The sequence below is a fragment of the Nocardioides daeguensis genome (genome assembly GCF_019192965.1).
In the GTDB taxonomy this organism is placed as follows: Bacteria; Actinomycetota; Actinomycetes; order Propionibacteriales; family Nocardioidaceae; genus Nocardioides; species Nocardioides daeguensis.
In genome coordinates this window covers 14,446-29,383 of record NZ_JAHTKU010000027.1, presented here as the reverse complement: position 1 = coordinate 29,383, position 14,938 = coordinate 14,446, and the positions used below count along the sequence as shown (strand labels likewise).

At 72.6% G+C, this 14,938-nt stretch carries 19 protein-coding genes; 3 read left to right on the top strand and 16 right to left on the bottom strand.

The genetic code is table 11. The features are described 5' to 3' along the window. Nucleotides 1–30 precede the first annotated feature (30 nt). Nucleotides 31–423: a VOC family protein gene (locus KU893_RS21475; protein WP_218236625.1), complete on the top strand. Its 393-nt coding sequence runs from the start codon at nucleotides 31–33 to the stop codon at nucleotides 421–423. Between the two features lie 85 nt (nucleotides 424–508). Beyond that, nucleotides 509–982, top strand: coding sequence for a VOC family protein (locus KU893_RS21470; RefSeq protein ID WP_218236623.1), 474 nt, complete (start codon nucleotides 509–511; stop codon nucleotides 980–982). Nucleotides 983–991: 9 nt separating this feature from the next. Here KU893_RS21470 and arr read toward each other — a convergent pair whose 3' ends face one another. Beyond that, nucleotides 992–1,432: an NAD(+)--rifampin ADP-ribosyltransferase gene (arr, locus tag KU893_RS21465; RefSeq protein ID WP_372449730.1), complete on the bottom strand. Its 441-nt coding sequence runs from the start codon at nucleotides 1,430–1,432 to the stop codon at nucleotides 992–994. After that, on the bottom strand, nucleotides 1,399–1,746 hold the full coding sequence (locus tag KU893_RS21460; protein WP_218236619.1) for a TraR/DksA family transcriptional regulator: 348 nt from the start codon (nucleotides 1,744–1,746) through the stop codon (nucleotides 1,399–1,401). Before KU893_RS21460 ends, arr begins: the two co-directional genes overlap by 34 nt. Nucleotides 1,747–1,814: 68 nt before the next feature. Here KU893_RS21460 and KU893_RS21455 point away from each other — a divergent pair, with 68 nt between their 5' ends. Next, the gene (locus KU893_RS21455; RefSeq protein WP_218236617.1) at nucleotides 1,815–2,297 is read left to right on the top strand and encodes a nuclear transport factor 2 family protein; all 483 of its coding nucleotides are present in this window, start codon (nucleotides 1,815–1,817) and stop codon (nucleotides 2,295–2,297) included. Between the two features lie 14 nt (nucleotides 2,298–2,311). Here KU893_RS21455 and KU893_RS21450 read toward each other — a convergent pair whose 3' ends face one another. The 14 genes from KU893_RS21450 to KU893_RS21385 all read right to left on the bottom strand — a co-directional run bounded on the left by KU893_RS21450 (nucleotide 2,312) and on the right by KU893_RS21385 (nucleotide 14,799). Further along, the gene (locus KU893_RS21450) at nucleotides 2,312–3,631 is read right to left on the bottom strand and encodes a phospholipase D-like domain-containing protein (RefSeq protein WP_218236615.1); all 1,320 of its coding nucleotides are present in this window, start codon (nucleotides 3,629–3,631) and stop codon (nucleotides 2,312–2,314) included. Nucleotides 3,632–3,795: 164 nt separating this feature from the next. Next, nucleotides 3,796–5,427 carry a DNA polymerase Y family protein gene (locus KU893_RS21445; protein ID WP_218236613.1) on the bottom strand — a complete coding sequence of 544 codons (1,632 nt, stop codon included), beginning with the start codon at nucleotides 5,425–5,427 and terminating at the stop codon, nucleotides 3,796–3,798. Further along, a complete protein-coding gene (gene imuA' / locus KU893_RS21440) occupies nucleotides 5,427–6,059 on the bottom strand; it encodes a DnaE2-dependent mutagenesis accessory factor ImuA' (RefSeq protein ID WP_218236611.1) in 633 nt (210 codons plus the stop codon). The genes KU893_RS21445 and imuA' overlap by 1 nt, the downstream gene beginning before the upstream one ends. Nucleotides 6,060–6,195: 136 nt before the next feature. Then, nucleotides 6,196–7,536, bottom strand: coding sequence for a ribosome biogenesis GTPase Der (der, locus tag KU893_RS21435; protein WP_218236608.1), 1,341 nt, complete (start codon nucleotides 7,534–7,536; stop codon nucleotides 6,196–6,198). Then, entirely contained in the window at nucleotides 7,529–8,245 is a 717-nt protein-coding gene (locus KU893_RS21430) for a lysophospholipid acyltransferase family protein (protein ID WP_257441526.1), read from the bottom strand. Before KU893_RS21430 ends, der begins: the two co-directional genes overlap by 8 nt. Beyond that, the gene (cmk, locus tag KU893_RS21425; RefSeq protein WP_308167238.1) at nucleotides 8,242–8,895 is read right to left on the bottom strand and encodes a (d)CMP kinase; all 654 of its coding nucleotides are present in this window, start codon (nucleotides 8,893–8,895) and stop codon (nucleotides 8,242–8,244) included. Before cmk ends, KU893_RS21430 begins: the two co-directional genes overlap by 4 nt. Before the next feature lie 34 nt (nucleotides 8,896–8,929). Next, entirely contained in the window at nucleotides 8,930–10,015 is a 1,086-nt protein-coding gene (locus KU893_RS21420) for a prephenate dehydrogenase (protein ID WP_257441527.1), read from the bottom strand. Nucleotides 10,016–10,039: 24 nt separating this feature from the next. Further along, nucleotides 10,040–10,447 carry a VOC family protein gene (locus KU893_RS21415; RefSeq protein WP_218236606.1) on the bottom strand — a complete coding sequence of 136 codons (408 nt, stop codon included), beginning with the start codon at nucleotides 10,445–10,447 and terminating at the stop codon, nucleotides 10,040–10,042. Next, nucleotides 10,444–11,265 carry a helix-turn-helix domain-containing protein gene (locus tag KU893_RS21410; RefSeq protein WP_257441528.1) on the bottom strand — a complete coding sequence of 274 codons (822 nt, stop codon included), beginning with the start codon at nucleotides 11,263–11,265 and terminating at the stop codon, nucleotides 10,444–10,446. Before KU893_RS21410 ends, KU893_RS21415 begins: the two co-directional genes overlap by 4 nt. A 16-nt stretch (nucleotides 11,266–11,281) precedes the next feature. After that, on the bottom strand, nucleotides 11,282–12,034 hold the full coding sequence (locus KU893_RS21405; RefSeq protein ID WP_218236604.1) for a pseudouridine synthase: 753 nt from the start codon (nucleotides 12,032–12,034) through the stop codon (nucleotides 11,282–11,284). After that, nucleotides 12,024–12,686: an SMC-Scp complex subunit ScpB gene (scpB, locus tag KU893_RS21400; RefSeq protein ID WP_218236602.1), complete on the bottom strand. Its 663-nt coding sequence runs from the start codon at nucleotides 12,684–12,686 to the stop codon at nucleotides 12,024–12,026. The genes KU893_RS21405 and scpB overlap by 11 nt, the downstream gene beginning before the upstream one ends. Then, complete coding sequence (locus KU893_RS21395) at nucleotides 12,679–13,539, bottom strand: segregation and condensation protein A (protein ID WP_218236600.1); 861 nt, start codon at nucleotides 13,537–13,539, stop codon at nucleotides 12,679–12,681. The genes scpB and KU893_RS21395 overlap by 8 nt, the downstream gene beginning before the upstream one ends. 7 nt (nucleotides 13,540–13,546) lie before the next feature. Further along, a complete protein-coding gene (locus tag KU893_RS21390) occupies nucleotides 13,547–13,897 on the bottom strand; it encodes a hypothetical protein (protein WP_257441529.1) in 351 nt (116 codons plus the stop codon). Beyond that, a complete protein-coding gene (locus tag KU893_RS21385; RefSeq protein ID WP_425575333.1) occupies nucleotides 13,882–14,799 on the bottom strand; it encodes a ParA family protein in 918 nt (305 codons plus the stop codon). The genes KU893_RS21390 and KU893_RS21385 overlap by 16 nt, the downstream gene beginning before the upstream one ends. Nucleotides 14,800–14,938 lie beyond the last annotated feature (139 nt).

Below are 14,938 nucleotides of genomic sequence, written 5' to 3'. Positions count from 1 at the left end.
CGGGGCGCCGGTGTTGCCTAGGCTGCCCGCATGACCTCGGTGCGGCAGGTACAGGTGACCTTCGACTGCGCGAGCCCCCGGGCCGTCGCCGACTTCTGGAAGGCAGCTCTCGGCTACGTCGACCCGCCCCACCCGCCCGATCCCGAGGACACCTGGGCCGCCTGCCAGGACCCCGAGGGAGTCGGCCCGCGGCTGTACTTCCAGCGGGTCCCCGAGGCCAAGGCCGCGAAGAACCGGGTCCACCTCGACGTCCGCGTCGCGACCGGCGTGCCCGGCCCCGAGCGCCTCGCCGCGCCCGAGGCCTCGGCGTCGCGCCTCGCGGCCCTCGGGGCGCGCCGCGGGACACTGCTCCTCGCGGACGGCGAGAACGAGTCCTGCCAGAACATGTTCGACGTCGAGGGCAACGAGTTCTGCCTGGACTGAGGCTCCCGCGATGAGTCCACTCTCCGCGCGTGGTCGTCCTTGGCAACGACCCTCGACCGGAGGGTCCTCGGACAAGGAGAGAGCAATGGTCTCGGTACGCACCCACCTGTGGTTCGGCAACAACAAGGCCGTCGACGCCGCGAAGTTCTACGCCGAGCACATCCCCGACTCCTCCGTCGGCCGCGTCGTCACCGCCTGGACCGAGCCCGGCACCTCCGTCGCCGAGGTCGTCGAGTTCACCGTCGCCGGCCACGACGTGATCGGACTCAACGCCGGCCCGGAGTTCCACCTCAACGAGGCCTTCTCGTTCTACCTCCGCGTCCAGGGCCAGGCCGAGGTCGACCACTACTGGGACCTCCTCACCGCCGACGGCGGCGAGGCAGGGCCCTGCGGCTGGTGCCGGGACAAGTTCGGCGTCTCGTGGCAGGTCGTCCCCGTCGAGCTCGAGGAGCTCAGCGGCGACTACACGAGCGAGGCGAACCAGCGGGTGTGCCGGGCGATGCTGACGATGGGCAAGATCGACGTGGCGCAGCTGCAGTCGGCGTACGACGGCGCGTGAGCCAGCGCCTCAGTTGATGATCTCGCCCCGCTCGTCCTCCCGCAGCGCGGCCAGCCGGTCATGCCATCCCCGCAGCGCCTCCGGTGTCAGTCGCGTCCAGTCGCGAATCTCGCCGACCACCCGCAACGGATGCTGGCTGCGATAGGAGCGCGTCGGGTTGCCGGGGAACCTCTTGTCGGTGACGTTCGGGTCGTTCTCGAAGGGGCCGGTCGGCTCGACGGCATACACCCGCGGCTCACCGTCACCGGCGGCGAGCTCGGCGGCCAGGCCGGCGCCGTCGCACAGGGCGGTGAAGTAGACGTGGTTCATCACCACCTCGGGCCGGTAGTTCGACCGGAAGCCGGCCGTGAGGAGGTCGCCGACCCGCAGGTCGGCCTTCGTCCCGTGGAAGAAGGGTCCCTCGTCCAGCGCGTCGCTCACCGGGCCAGCGTAGGTCGGCAGCCCACGCAGGTCCGGGCCGTCGGGCGCACCTCGAGCCGTGCCTCGGCGATCCGACGGCCGCACGTCTCGCACACGCCGTACGTGCCGGCGTCGAGCCGGACGAGGGCGGCGTCGACCTCGGCCAGGTGCCGCCGCACCTGCGCCACGAGGGTCGCCAGCTGGGAGCGCTCGAAGGCGATGGTCGCGCCCTCGGGGTCGTGCTCGTCGTCGGCATTGGTGTCGCGGGAGGCCGCGACGACCTCGGCGAAGCTGCCGGTCAGGCCGGCGAGGCGCTGCCGAGCCTCGTCCCGCTCGATCTCCAGCAGCTCGCGTGCACCCACCACGGCCACGATGCTGCCACCGCCCACCGACAGGCCTCGACCATTTCTAGAACACGTTCTACAGTGCCGCCATGGACCTTGTCGCGATCGAGGAGATCAAGCGCCTCAAGCACCGCTACTTCCGCACCCTGGACCTGAAGAAGTGGGACGAGTACGCCGACTGCCTGGCCGAGGACGTCGACGCGAAGTACGGCACCCAGGCGATGGGCGAGCCGCTGCACTTCAGCAGCCGGACCGACGTCGTCGACTACATGGCCAAGACCCTCGGCCCCGAGATCATCACCGTCCACATCGCCAACCACCCCGAGATCGACGTCGACGGCGACACCGCCACCGGGTCGTGGGCGTTCGAGGACACGGTGATCGTGCCCGACTTCAAGGTCCAGATCCGGGGCGGCGGCTACTACGTCGACACCTACCGCCGCGATGCCGACGGCACGTGGCGGATCGCGTCGACGCAGTACGAGCGCATCTACGAGGCGATGACCTCGCTCGAGGACACTCCGAGCTTCAAGCTCATCGCCAACCGATGGGACCCCTCGCTCGGGCACTGAGCGCCCGAGACCGGTCAGTACAGCTCGAGCTCCTCGAACGGGTAGTCCTTCGGCCTGAGGAACTCGGTGCCGGGCACGATCCGGCCGTTCGGGTCGGCGGAGTTCACGTAGTTGTTGAGGCTGCGCGGCGCCTGACGGTAGATCAGGTCGACGTGGTCGGCGTACTTCGCGGCGAGCGCGGCGTCGTTCCAGAAGACGAGGTTCTGCTCGTCGGAGTGCCAGCCGAGCTGGGTCCAGTTCTCGCTGCTGGACAGCACCGCGTTGCCGTCGGCACGGCCTGCGACGTTGCCCTGCACCGACAGGCCCTTCATGTGGACGTAGCGGTCCTTGAACTTGTTGGCCGTCGCACCCGTGATGTAGACCATCTGCTTCGCCGGCAGGCCACGCAGGATGGTGCGGATCTTCAGCGGCATCATCATGAACACGATGCGTACGTCGCAGCCCGCGTCGGCCAGCGCGCGCACCTTGCGGGCGACCTTGACGCCGCGCTGGTCGCCCCAGACCGCGTTGGCGACCCGTACCTTGGTCCGCCCACCGGGAACGTTGGTTGCGCCGGTGCACTGCACCTGGTTGAGCACCTTGAGCGCCGGGTCGATCTTTCGCTTGTGGGGCGCGAACATCGAGGTGATCGTCGAGCCCGGCGTCGTGGTGCTCGGCACCGTGAACCGCAGCGGCTTGGCGTTCCGGTCCTTCTTCGACTGCTTCCACATCGTCATCCAGCCGTCGTAGAGCGGCTGGTTCTCGGTGATCGTGGTCCAGTCGTTGAACTGCTGGACCGCCGCCGCGCCGGTGAGGTTGCCGGACCCCTGCATCGCGATCCAGCGTGTCGCGCCCGACCGGCTCACCAGCATCAGCTTGGAGTGCATCGCGCCACCCTTGCCCCGGCAGGTCGAGGAGCAGGTCCGGATCCAGCTGCGCAACGCCTTGGGCCGGTCGGCGTTGCCCTTCGCCAGCGCCGTGCGCAGGGTCGGGTACGACCGCCCGGGCCCCTGCGACCGCGCCAGGCCGCGGGACATGATGATCTGCACGGAGACGCCCCGCTGGTGGGCGTTGACGAAGACGCGGGTCAGCCGGGGCGAGTCGAAGTTCCACGTCATCAGCCGGATGGTCTCGCCGGCAGGGACGTTCTTGACGGTCTTCACGATCCGGCGGTGGATCTTCGTCTTCTTCTTCGCGCTGCGGAACGGGTGGTTGAACACGATCCCGGGCTTGACGATGTACGACGGATCCGGACGGCCGCTCACCTCGGCACTCCACGCGGTCGCAGCCTGCGCCCGGGTCGCCTCCCCGACGGCCCCGATGACCTGCAGGGTCGCCGCGAGAAGCACCGCCACCGCGATCGTGGCCAACCCTCGCGTCACAACTGCCGACGTCCTGCGCCCCGTGAACCGCACGATTCCCACTCTCCTGTTGTCGGACTCCTCGCCCTCACAGCGGCGAGGCCGGCGAATCCGTTACAGGCGACCGGATGGTCGCGGGCGGCGTGGACATCGCCCTGTCAGTCGTAGGCCGCCTCCACCTCCCAGCTGCCGGGGGCACGCCAGCACAGGAGCCAGGCGCGGCCGTCGACGCCGACGACCTGGAACCGGGCAGCTCGCCCCTGGCCCGATCCGCCCTGACCGGTCGACGCCGACCACCACCCCTCGTCGAGTGGCCACGGCCCGGCCCACGAGGCGAGCGGGCACCAGTGCCGGCCGATCCGGATCCGCCACGGCTCCCCGGTCACCAGTCCGCGTGGGGTGACGGCCACGGCGACCGAGGCCTCGTCGACGACCTCGGCCTCGAGGGGGACGGCGAAGACCCGGCTCGGCGCCGGGCCGGGGATCCGGCCGGGCCAGGGGCGATCGACCGGGCGCAGGCCGACCGGCCGCTCCCCCCACGGCACCAGCGCCTGACGGTCGGCGGCGCCGCGACCACCCTGGAGCACCGGGACCCGGACGGCGTCGTACCCGACCATCGCCTGGACCCGGGCGACACCGCGCACCACCTGCTCCTCGGCGCCGCCTCCCCAGAGCCCGTCGGCGTGGTCGCCTGCCGGCTCGACGACGTCGGGCAGGAAGCGGACGAGGGTGACCGCGGAGGTGATCGTCTCGCCGGTGGTCTTGCGGCTGCGCAGCCCGGAGGAGGCCATCCCGGCCTGGAGCTGCCAGTGCACCCGGTCGACGAGGTCGCGGGAGCCGAAGCACCGGGGGTGCAACCAGGTCCGGGCGGAGACGCCCTCCTCGAACTCCGCCTCGATGCGCACCGAGGTCGCCACCAGCTGGCGCTCGGCCAGCCCGGCAATGAATCGTTCGGCCGTGGTGCGCACGCTGAAGGTGACCGCCTCGGCGGAGTCGAGCGGCGGCTCGAAGGAGATCGCGCAGGCCAGCTCGGGCGGTGGGGTCCGGGAGGCGAGCCGGGTCACCTCCCGGCCCTGCACCCGCCGCCACACATCGGACCCGTAGCCACCGAACCGGTTGGCGACCTCACCGGCACCGAGCCGGGCGAAGTCGGCGAGCAGCACCAGCCCGAGCCGGCGCAGCAGGTCGGCGAGCTCGGCCCCCTCCGGTCCGTCGTCGGCGAGCACGGTCACCGGCAGCCCGCGCAGGAACTCGGCCGAGGCCCCCGAGGCGATCGACAGGCAGGCCTGCGGTGGGGCCTGCCGAGCGGCCCGCTCGGCGGTGTAGAGGTCGTCGGCCGCACCGAACCGGCTGTCCCACACCCCGGCCCGGACGAGGTGCTCGGCGAGCACCGCCGCCGCAGCCTCCTCCCCGTCGAGCCCGCGGCGGGCGAAGAACCGCCCCGGAGCAGGGACGGCGAGCAGGCCGGGACGCAGGGGCGCCACCCCCGGTCGCACCGCCTCGACCGCGGCCAGGACCGGCTCGAACCACCGTGCGTCACGGTCCGGGTTGGCATCGAGCAGCACCACCTCGGGGCAGCGCGCCTGGGCGTCGCGGCGCCGGTGGCCGCGGCGTACGCCCTCGGCCCGAGCGGCGGCGTTGCACACCACCACCTTGTTGTTGGCCAGCACGACCGCCGGCGCGGCGACGTCGGTGGCCTCGGCACCGTCGGGCAGGGCGTCGGCGCGCTCGAGCAGCGCGGCGGTCACCGACCAGTCGGGGCACCAGAGCACCATCGTCCGCCCGGCCATCACACGACCACCCCGTCGGGCACCCCGTCGGGCACCCCGTCGGGCACGCCGTCGAGCACCACCTCGGCCCGCACGGGCATCCGTCCGCCGCCGCGCGCCACCAGGGTGGCCCGGCGCTCGCGGAGCCGGCCGCGGCCCTGGCCGATGCCCTCCCACGCGACCTGCTCGGCGCTGAGCCGGGCATCGCAGCGCGGCCACTCCCCCTGGACGACGAGCACCGCCGCCCGCGCGCGCAGCCGGGCCTCGATGATCGAGGCGGACTTGGCGTCGACGCCGCCGGGCGGGCGCAGCACCACGACCTTGAGCACGTCGACGAGGGCCGCGGTCACCTCGAGCCAGTGCTCCCCCGGCGAAGGGACCAGGACCGTGCGGCCGAGCACGATCCCCTGCTGCTGGGCGGCCTCGGCGCCGAAGTCGTCCCAGCCCGCGAACCCGACCCACTCCCCTGCCTGCGACGCGCCGGCCGCCAACGCCAGGCCGAGGGTCGCGGAGTCGACGCCGTAGACCCCGCCGGTGCGCAGCTGGACCAGCCCGGCGAGGGCAGGCAGGACCGGCACCGCCAGCCGGGTCGGACCACCCTCGAGGGCGGCGATCCGGCCCCGCAGCTGGTCGAGGACGGCGGCTTGGCTCACTCACCCATGTTCGAACATTTGTTCGAACATGGCAAGTGGTGGCCGCCCCGGTGGAACACGTTCCCTTTGGGCACGAACCGCACCAGAACCGGCCGTGAGGTTGCGGTTGGGGACCAAACCGCAACGCCACGACCGCCTAGCGACGTCCGCGCTTCTCCCGCGGCTGCACCTTGATCTCGATCGGCGTACCGACGAAACCGAACTCCTCACGCAGCCGTCGCTCGATGAACCGCTCGTACCCCTGGTCGAGCTTGCCGGTGGTGAACAGCTTGAACACCGGCGGCGCGCTCTGCACCTGGCTGCCGAACAGGATCCGCGGCTGCTTGCCGCCGCGCACGGGGTGCGGGTGCTCGGCGACGATGCGGCCGAGAAAGGCGTTGAGGGCACCGGTGGAGATCCGGGTCTCCCAGCCCTCGATGGCGCGGTCGAGCGCGGGCACGAGCCGGTCGATGTGCCAGCCGGTCTTCGCGGTGATGTTGATCCGCGGCGCCCACTGCACCTGCACGAGGTCGCGCTCGATCTCGCGGTCGAGGTAGTAGCGGCGCTCGGCGTCGACGAGGTCCCACTTGTTGAAGGCGATCACGAGCGCCTTGCCGGCCTCGCGCACCTCCTGGAGGATCCGCATGTCCTGCTCGGCGATCGACTCGTTGCCGGCGAGCACGAGCACGCACACCTCGGCGCGCTCGATCGCCGTGGAGGTGCGCAGCCACGCGTAGTACTCGTGGCCCGAGGCCTCCTTGACCCGCTTGCGGATACCGGCGGTGTCGATGAACCGCCAGTCCCTCCCGCCCAGCGACACGAGCTCGTCGACCGGGTCGACGGTCGTACCGGCGACGTTGTCGACGACGACGCGCTCCTCGCCGGCGAGCTTGTTGAGCAGCGAGGACTTGCCGACGTTGGGCCGCCCGACGATGGCGATCCGGCGGGGGCCGCCGATCTCCTCCTCGACCCGGTCCGTGGGCTCGGGCAGCACCGCGAGCACCGCGTCGAGCAGGTCGCCGGAGCCGCGCCCGTGCAGGGCGGAGACGGGGACCGGCTCGCCGAGCCCGAGGTTCCACAAGCCGAAGGCCTCGGCCTCGGCCCGTTCGTCGTCGACCTTGTTGGCGGCGAGCACGATCGGCTTCCCGGACTTGCGCAGCACCCGGACGACGGCCTCGTCGGCGTCGGTGATGCCCACCGACGCGTCGACGACGAAGAGCACGGCGTCGGCGAGGGTGACGGCGACCTCGGCCTGAGCCTTGATCCGCTCGGCCATGCCGCGCGCGTCGGGGTCCCAGCCGCCGGTGTCGACGAGCGTGAACGCCCGCCCGGCCCACTCGGCGTCGTAGGACACACGGTCGCGGGTCACGCCGGGGATGTCCTCGACGACGGCCTCGCGGCGACCGAGGATCCGGTTCACCAGGGTCGACTTGCCGACGTTGGGGCGGCCGACGACGGCCAGCACCGGGACCACCCCGGTCGGGGTGTCTTCACTCATCACGTTCTCCTTGCGGGAGCGGTCCGGGCAGGCGCCGCCCCGTCTCGTCCAGGGCTTCGGCCAGCTGCTGCTGCATGTGGGCGCGCAGCGCGGCCGAGGTCAGACGGACATTCTCCCGCGTCCGAGGCCACGGAGCCGCATCGACGGCGTACGGCGCCCCCACGACGATGTCGATCCGGGCTCCGTGGTGGGGCAGCGAGCTGCTCGATCCACCCGGGTCGCGTGACCCCAGGAAGCTCAGCGGTACGACGGGCGCCCCGGTCACCAGGGCGAGGTAGGCCGCTCCGCCGTGGAAGCGCTCGAGGTCCCCCGGGCCGCGGGTGCCCTCGGGGAAGACGCCGACCGCGTGCCCCTCGCGGAGCACCCGCAACGCGGTCCGCACCGCCGCCGGATCGGTGTGGAACCGGTCGAGCGGGATCTGTCCCGCCGCCCGGAGGAACGGCCCCACGGGCCCCGAGAACATCTCGATCTTGGTCAGGGCGTGCACCGGTCGAGGCGCGAAGATCGCCATCAGCGGACCGTCGACGAAGCCGATGTGGTTGCCCGCGACGACGGCCGCGCCGTGGGCCGGGAACCGCTCGGGGTGGTGCACCCGGACGTCCCAGCGCCGCCGGATCACCCAGCGCGCCGTACGACGTCCGCGCACCAGCAGCCCGCGCGCAGGCATCGGGACCGCGTCGCTGCGCGGATGCTGGAGGTGCGCGCTCACACGCGCTCCATCACCAGTCCCACCACGACGTCGACGACCTCGGCGAGGCTCAGCGCGGTCGAGTCCACGTGGACCGCGCCGTCGGCCATGGTCAGCGGGGCGACGGCCCGGCCGGAGTCGATCTTGTCGCGCGCGAGCAGGGACTCCTGGGTGGCGGCGACATCGGCACCGCCGTTCTCCAGGGCCCGGCGGGCGGCCCGGGCGGCCGGGTCGGCGGTGAGGTAGACCTTGAGCTCGGCCTGCGGCCAGACCACGGAGCCGATGTCGCGGCCTTCGACGACGATGCCGCCGGCGCCGATCAGCGCGCGCTGCAGCTCGACCAGGCGCGCACGGACCTCCGGGACGGCGCTGACGGGCGAGACCGCGCCGTTGACCTCGTCGCTGCGGATCTCGACCGAGACGTCGCGGCCGTCGACGGTGATGCTCGGAGCCAGCGGGTCGGTCCCGGAGACGAGCACCGGCTCCCCCGCGCGGGCGGCGACCGCGGCCGCGTCGTGCACGTCGATCCCCTGGGACAGCATCCACCAGGTGATGGCGCGGTACTGCGCGCCCGTGTCGAGGTAACGCAGGCCGAGCCGGTCCGCGACCGCACGGCAGGTGCTCGACTTGCCCGATCCGGAGGTTCCGTCGACAGCGACAACCACGTTCACGGGGACCTCCACCGGCGCATTCACGGCCCGCACCTTACCGGTGGGTCACCCAGCCCCTCGACTCCAGAGCGGCGCGCAGCTCCTCGGCCCGGCCCACCACGACGTCCAGCTCGACCAGACCCACCGGACGGCCCGGGTCGTGGTCGATCCGCACGTCCTCGATGTTGACGCCGCTGTCGCCCGCGTCGGAGAACAGCCGGGCCAGCCCGCCCGGCTGGTCGGGCAGGGCGATCCGCACGGCCTCCATCGGCTGGGGCGCGGCACCATGCTTGCCCGGGATCGCCCGGGTTCCCGCCTGGCCGTAGGCCAGCAGCGACTCCAGCCCAGCCCGGTCCCCGGCGGCGACCGCTTCGAGGGCGAGGTCGAGCCGGTCGCGGACCTCGGCGAGCAGCGTGGCGACCGCGGTCGCGTTGCCGCTGATGATCTGGCTGTACAGGTGCGGGTCTCCGCCGGCGACCCGGGTCACGTCGCGCACGCCGGTGCCGGAGAGGGCCAGGTGCTCGGGGGACGCACCCGCGAGGGTGCCGGCGACGAGGGAGGCCATCAGGTGCGGGACGTGCGAGGTGCGCGCGACGGCGCGGTCGTGCTCGACGGGGCTCAGGTGCACCGGCACCGCTCCGCACACCAGGGCCAGGGCCTCGACCACGCGGGTGGCCGAGGAGGTGGCGTCCGGCCCGGGCACGATCGCCCAGGGTCGGCCGTCGAAGAGCTCGGCGTTGGCCGAGAGCGGACCGGAGTGCTCGGTGCCCGCCATCGGGTGGCTGCCGACGTACCTGCTGATCGCCGGGTGTCCGGCGACCGCGGCCAGCGGTCCTGCCTTGACGCTGCCCACGTCGGTCACGACCGTCTCCGGTCCGGCCGTGTCGAGGACCTGGTTGATCACGGCGCCCAACGCGTCCGGGGGTACGGCGACCACGACCAGCTGCGGCACGTCCTGCGCCGTGCGCGCCCGACCGGCGCCGAGCCCCGTCGCCGTCCGCACGTGGTCGGAGGTGGTGTCGGTCAACAGCACCTCGAGGCCCGCGCGACGGCAGGCCAGCGCGATCGAGGTGCCGATCAGGCCGGTCCCGACGACCTCGACCGGGCCCGTGAGCAGACTCGTCAGACTCGTCTCAGACACGCACGACAGGTTAGGGGATCGGGCTCACTCGTCCGCGCCGGGCTGGTAGGACCCGAAGGACCAGTGGTTGCCCTCGGGATCCCGGACGCTGCCACCGCGGCCGCCGTAGTCCTGGTCGACCATCGCGCGCTCCACGCTCGCCCCGGCCGCGACGGCGGCGGCGAAGACGGCGTCGGGGTCGTCGGTCACGAGGTAGACGGCGGCGCTGCCCGTGGGCTGGAGCGGAGCGTCGGGCCGCACGGCGCCGAACATGATCCCGCCGCCGCCGGGCCACAGCCACTCGGCGTGGACGACGGTGCCGGCGTCGTCGCGGTGGGTGGCGTGCTCGACGAAGCCGACCGCGCGCAGCCACGCGGTCATCGTGTCGACGTCGCGGAACTGCATCGCGGCCCAGAGGCGGACGGTTGCTGCGGAGGTGGTTGTCGTGGTCATGCCTGCCAGCCTGCTTCCCCGTCGTCGCGCCGGTCTTGGACGAACGGGAACTCCTCGCGCAGCCAGGTCCTCGGCGTGCAGCCCGCCAGCGCTGTCCACTCGCGGGTCAGGTGCGCCTGGTCGGCGTACCCGCACACGGCGGCCACCTCCGCCAGCGACCGACGCCCCAGCAGCTGCCGGGCGGTCTCCAGCCGGGCGACCCGTTGGAACGCCTTGGGCGCCAGCCCGCACTCGGCCCGGACCAGCGTCCCGAGCCGACGCCGGCTGTACCCGACCGCCGCGGCCACCTCGGCCACCTGCCTGCCGGAGGTGAGCAGCGCCAGCGCGTGTGCCACCGCCGCCTGCGGTGCCGGAGCTGCGTCACGCGCGGCCACCCCGGCGAGCGTCCGGTCGAGCAGCGCGATCCGCGCCGGCCACGAGGGCAGCGCGTGCAGCCGCTCCGGCAGCTCCCGCAACTCCGGCGGTACGACGGCCTCCTCGAGGTCGGTCAGCGCCCCGGACAGGTCCGCGGCGGGTCGCCCGAGGAGCACCCGGGCGCCCTCGAGGGTCAACGCCAGCTGCACACCGCGCTGCGAGCCGTCGTGGTGGATCGCCGCCGGCTCGGTGTGCAGCCCCGACAGCGACGCGAACGCCGTGTGCAGCGTCTCCGGGCGCCCGGCCCAGGACACCCGCAGCGGGTCGTCGAGCGGCAGGACCAGCGTGATCGTCGTGGACGGCAGCCCCCGATGGACGCCCGGCGCGCCGAAGTCGACGTCGTACGGGATCCGGGCGACGACATGCCTTCGCAACGCGGCGGGAACCGCTGGGGCCGAGATCACCCGACCCACGGTAGGTCTAGAGACCGACCAGCTCCAGCAGCTGGCCGAGCTCGTCGTCGGACAGCTCGCGCAGCTTGCCGCCGCCGAGCGTGCCGAGCTCGATCGGCCCGAACCTGGTCCGGCTCAGCTGGCGCACGGGGTGCCCCACCTGGTCGAGCAGCCGGCGCACGATCCGGTTGCGGCCCTCGTGGATGACCAGCTCGATGATCGACTTGTCGGCCGCGGTGGCGATGACCCGCGCCCGGCGTACCTCGACCGGGCCGTCCTCCAGCGTCACCCCGGCGAGCAACTGGGCGACGGTGGCCTTCGCCAGCCGGCCGGCCACCTCGGCGACATAGGTCTTCTCGACCTCGAACGACGGGTGCGCCATCCGGTGCGCGAAGTCGCCGTCGTTGGTGAGCAGCAGCAGGCCCGAGGTGTCAGTGTCGAGCCGCCCCACGTGGAACAGCCGTTCCGGACGGTCCGCCACCAGGTCGGAGAGGGTACGGCGCCCCTGCGGGTCGGACATCGTGGACACCACGCCGCGCGGCTTGTTGAGCACCAGGTAGACGTGGTCGGAGATCGGGGGCAGCCGCCTGCCGGACACCTTGATCACCGCGGTGCGCGGGTCGACCTTGGTGCCGAGCCGGGTGACGATCTCGCCGTCCACCTCGACCTCGCCCTCGAGCATCAGCTCCTCGCAGCGACGGCGTGAGGCCACGCCGGACTGGGCGAGCAGCTTCTGCAGCCGAATCTGGCCGTCGTCGTCGACGGCGATGTCACGCGTCATCGTCGGCCTCCTCCACGCTCTCCACGCTCTCCTCGACCGGCTCGACCGGCTCGGCCACGGCTTCGCGCAGCTCCTCCTCGACCTCGGCGAGGTCGGGCAGGTGCGGCGCCAGGTCGGGCAGCTCGTCCAGCGAGACGATCCCGATCCGCTCCAGGAAGTAGGCGGTGGTGCGGTACAGGGTCGCGCCGTGCTCGCCGTCGCGGCCCGCCTCCTCGACCAGGCCGCGGCTGAGCAGGGTCCGCATCACGCCGTCGACGTTGACCCCGCGCACCGCCGACACCCGGGCCCGGGAGACCGGCTGCTGGTAGGCGACGACGGCGAGGGTCTCCAGCGCGGCCTGGGTGAGCCGGGCCTGCTGGCCCTCGAGCACGAACGCCTCGACGACGGGCGCGAGCTCCTCGCGGGTGTAGTAGCGCCAGCCGCCGGCGACGTTGCGCAGCTCGAACCCGCGGCCCTGCTCGTCGTACTCGGCGGCCAGAGCGCCCAGTGCCTCGACGACCTCCGCCTCGGGGTGGCGCACGGCACTCGCCAGGGCCACCGCGTCGAGGGGCTGGTCGGCGACCATGAGCACCGCCTCCAGTGCGGGCCGCAACGGCGCCGCCGGCTCGACGGCCTCGTCGGTCTCGTCGGCCTCGTCGGTCTGTTCAGTCATCGCTCGGATTCTCCTCCGCGGGCGCGTCGCCGCTCGGCGCCGCCCCGTCGAACTCGTCGGTGATCAGGTCCGCCACGTCGACCGCCTCGTCACCGGTCCAGCGCACCGTCAGCTCGCCCAGGGGTGTCACCTGGTCGAAGGCGACGGCGCCCTCGCGGAACAGCTCGAGGAGCGAGAGGAACCGCGCCACCGTGGTCAGTGTGTCCGGCGAGTCGCCGCACAGTGCCCGGAAGGTCAGCGTGCCGCTGCGCCGCAGTCGGTCGACCACGAGCGCCGCCTGCTCGCGCACGCTCACCGTCGAGGCGTGGATGTGGTGCAGGGTCAGCTGCAGCTCGGGCCGGGGCGTCATCGCCTTCGCCGCCAGCGCCGCGAACGCATCGAGCCCGATCCCGATCAGCACCTCGGGCAGCAGGCCGGCGTACCGCTCCTCCAACCCGACGGCCCGCGGGTAGCGCCGTGACTCGGCCTGCAGCCGCCCGTCGAGGACCGCCGCGACCTGCTTGTAGGCCTTGTACTGCAACAACCGCGCGAACAGCAGGTCCCGCGCCTCCAGCAGCGCGAGGTCCTCCTCGTCCTCCACGTCACCGGCGGGCAGCAGCCGGGCGGCCTTGAGGTCGAGCAGGGTCGCCGCGACGAGGAGGAAGGACGTCGTCTCCTCGAGCGCGTCGTCCGGGAGCTCCTTGATGTGCGCGATGAACTCGTCGGTGACCTTCGAGAGCGCGATCTCGGTGACGTCGAGCTTGTGCTTCGCGATCAGGCTCAGCAACAGGTCGAAGGGGCCCTCGAAGTTCGCCAGGCGTACGGCGAAGCCTCCGTGCTGCGGGTCGTGCTCGCCCGCCTCGACCTCGCTCACGCCTGCATCATGACTCACGCAGGCGCCGGACCAGCGCGGAGCCCTCCCCCTCGGCCTCGAGCTCGCCCAGGACCAAGTGCAGCGCCTCGCGGACCAGGCGACCGCGGTCGACCGCCATGCCGTGCTCGCCGCGCAGCGTGAGCCGCGCCTTCTCCAGCTCCATCAGCTCCGCGGCGGTGACGTAGACCGTGATCTTCTCGTCGTGCCGCACCCGCCCGCTCGGTCCCTTCTGGGCCTCGGCGGGCGGCTGCGGCAGCGTCGCCGGCGGGTCGGGGACAGCGCGCACGGCGGGCCCCGACGGTTCGGCGGTCGGCCGGAACAGGTCGTCCGCGGCCGGCATGCTCACACGTCGAGACACCGCAGCGCCACCTCCTTCGCGAGCTGGCGGTACGCCTCCGCCCCGCTCGAGCTGGAGGCGTACGACGTGATCGGCTCGCCCGCGACGGTCGAGTCGGAGAACTTCACGGTGCGGCGGATGACGGTGTGGAAGACCTTGTCGCCCCACGCCTGCACCAGACGCTCGAGCACCTCGCGGCCGTGCAGGGTGCGGCCGTCGTACATGGTGCCGAGGACGCCGTCGACCTCCAGGCCGGGGTTGAGGCGCTGCTTGACCTTGTCGATGGTGGCCTTGAGCAGGGCGACGCCGCGCAGGGCGAAGTACTCGCACTCCAGCGGCACGATCACGCCGTCGGAGGCGGTGAGCGCGTTGACCGTCAACAGGCCGAGCGAGGGCTGGCAGTCGATGAGGATGACGTCGTACTGCTCGATCGCCGGCGCGAGGACGCGCTGCAGCGTCTGCTCGCGGGCGACCTCGTGGACCAGCTGCACCTCGGCGGCGGACAGGTCGATGTTGGAGGGCAGCAGGTCCATGCCGGGAACACCGGAGGGCACGACGACCTCGTCGAGCGTGGCCTCGGGATCCATGAGCAGGTTGTAGACCGTGCTCTCCATCTCGTGCGGGTTGAGGCCGAGGCCGACCGAGAGCGAGCCCTGCGGGTCGAAGTCGACGAGCAGCACCTTGCGGCCGTACTCGGCCAGCGCCGCACCCAGGTTGATGGTCGTCGTGGTCTTGCCGACGCCACCCTTCTGGTTGCACATCGAGATGACCCGCGCGTGGCCGTGGGCGGTGACCGGCTTCGGGTCGGGCAGCACCGGCATCGGGCGCCCGGTCGGGCCGATCTCGCCGGTCACCGTCTGCACCGCGGCGCGCTCGGCGGCGGACTCCACCGCCGGCAGCGGCACCGGGAACTGCAGCGTCATCGCGTCCTCGCGCGCCGCCTCGCTGGTCACGGCTGCGTCCTCCGTGCCGAGCGGTACGTCGCTGCCGGGCGCCGGGACCGGCATCCTCGGCGGCATATCGGGTGCACTGGATCCTCCGTAGAAGCCGACCATCGCCCTC

Excerpts from the sequence above, each read along its gene's own strand:
- KU893_RS21475 (WP_218236625.1), top strand. The coding sequence starts at position 31 with ATGACCTCGGTGCGGCAGGTACAGGTGACCTTCGACTGCGCGAGCCCC.
- KU893_RS21470 (WP_218236623.1), top strand. The coding sequence starts at position 509 with ATGGTCTCGGTACGCACCCACCTGTGGTTCGGCAACAACAAGGCCGTC.
- KU893_RS21455 (WP_218236617.1), top strand. The coding sequence starts at position 1,815 with ATGGACCTTGTCGCGATCGAGGAGATCAAGCGCCTCAAGCACCGCTAC.
- KU893_RS21445 (WP_218236613.1), bottom strand. The coding sequence starts at position 5,427 with ATGGCCGGGCGGACGATGGTGCTCTGGTGCCCCGACTGGTCGGTGACC.
- der (WP_218236608.1), bottom strand. The coding sequence starts at position 7,536 with ATGAGTGAAGACACCCCGACCGGGGTGGTCCCGGTGCTGGCCGTCGTC.
- KU893_RS21415 (WP_218236606.1), bottom strand. The coding sequence starts at position 10,447 with ATGACCACGACAACCACCTCCGCAGCAACCGTCCGCCTCTGGGCCGCG.
- KU893_RS21405 (WP_218236604.1), bottom strand. The coding sequence starts at position 12,034 with ATGACGCGTGACATCGCCGTCGACGACGACGGCCAGATTCGGCTGCAG.
- scpB (WP_218236602.1), bottom strand. The coding sequence starts at position 12,686 with ATGACTGAACAGACCGACGAGGCCGACGAGACCGACGAGGCCGTCGAG.
- KU893_RS21385 (WP_425575333.1), bottom strand. The coding sequence starts at position 14,799 with ATGACGCTGCAGTTCCCGGTGCCGCTGCCGGCGGTGGAGTCCGCCGCC.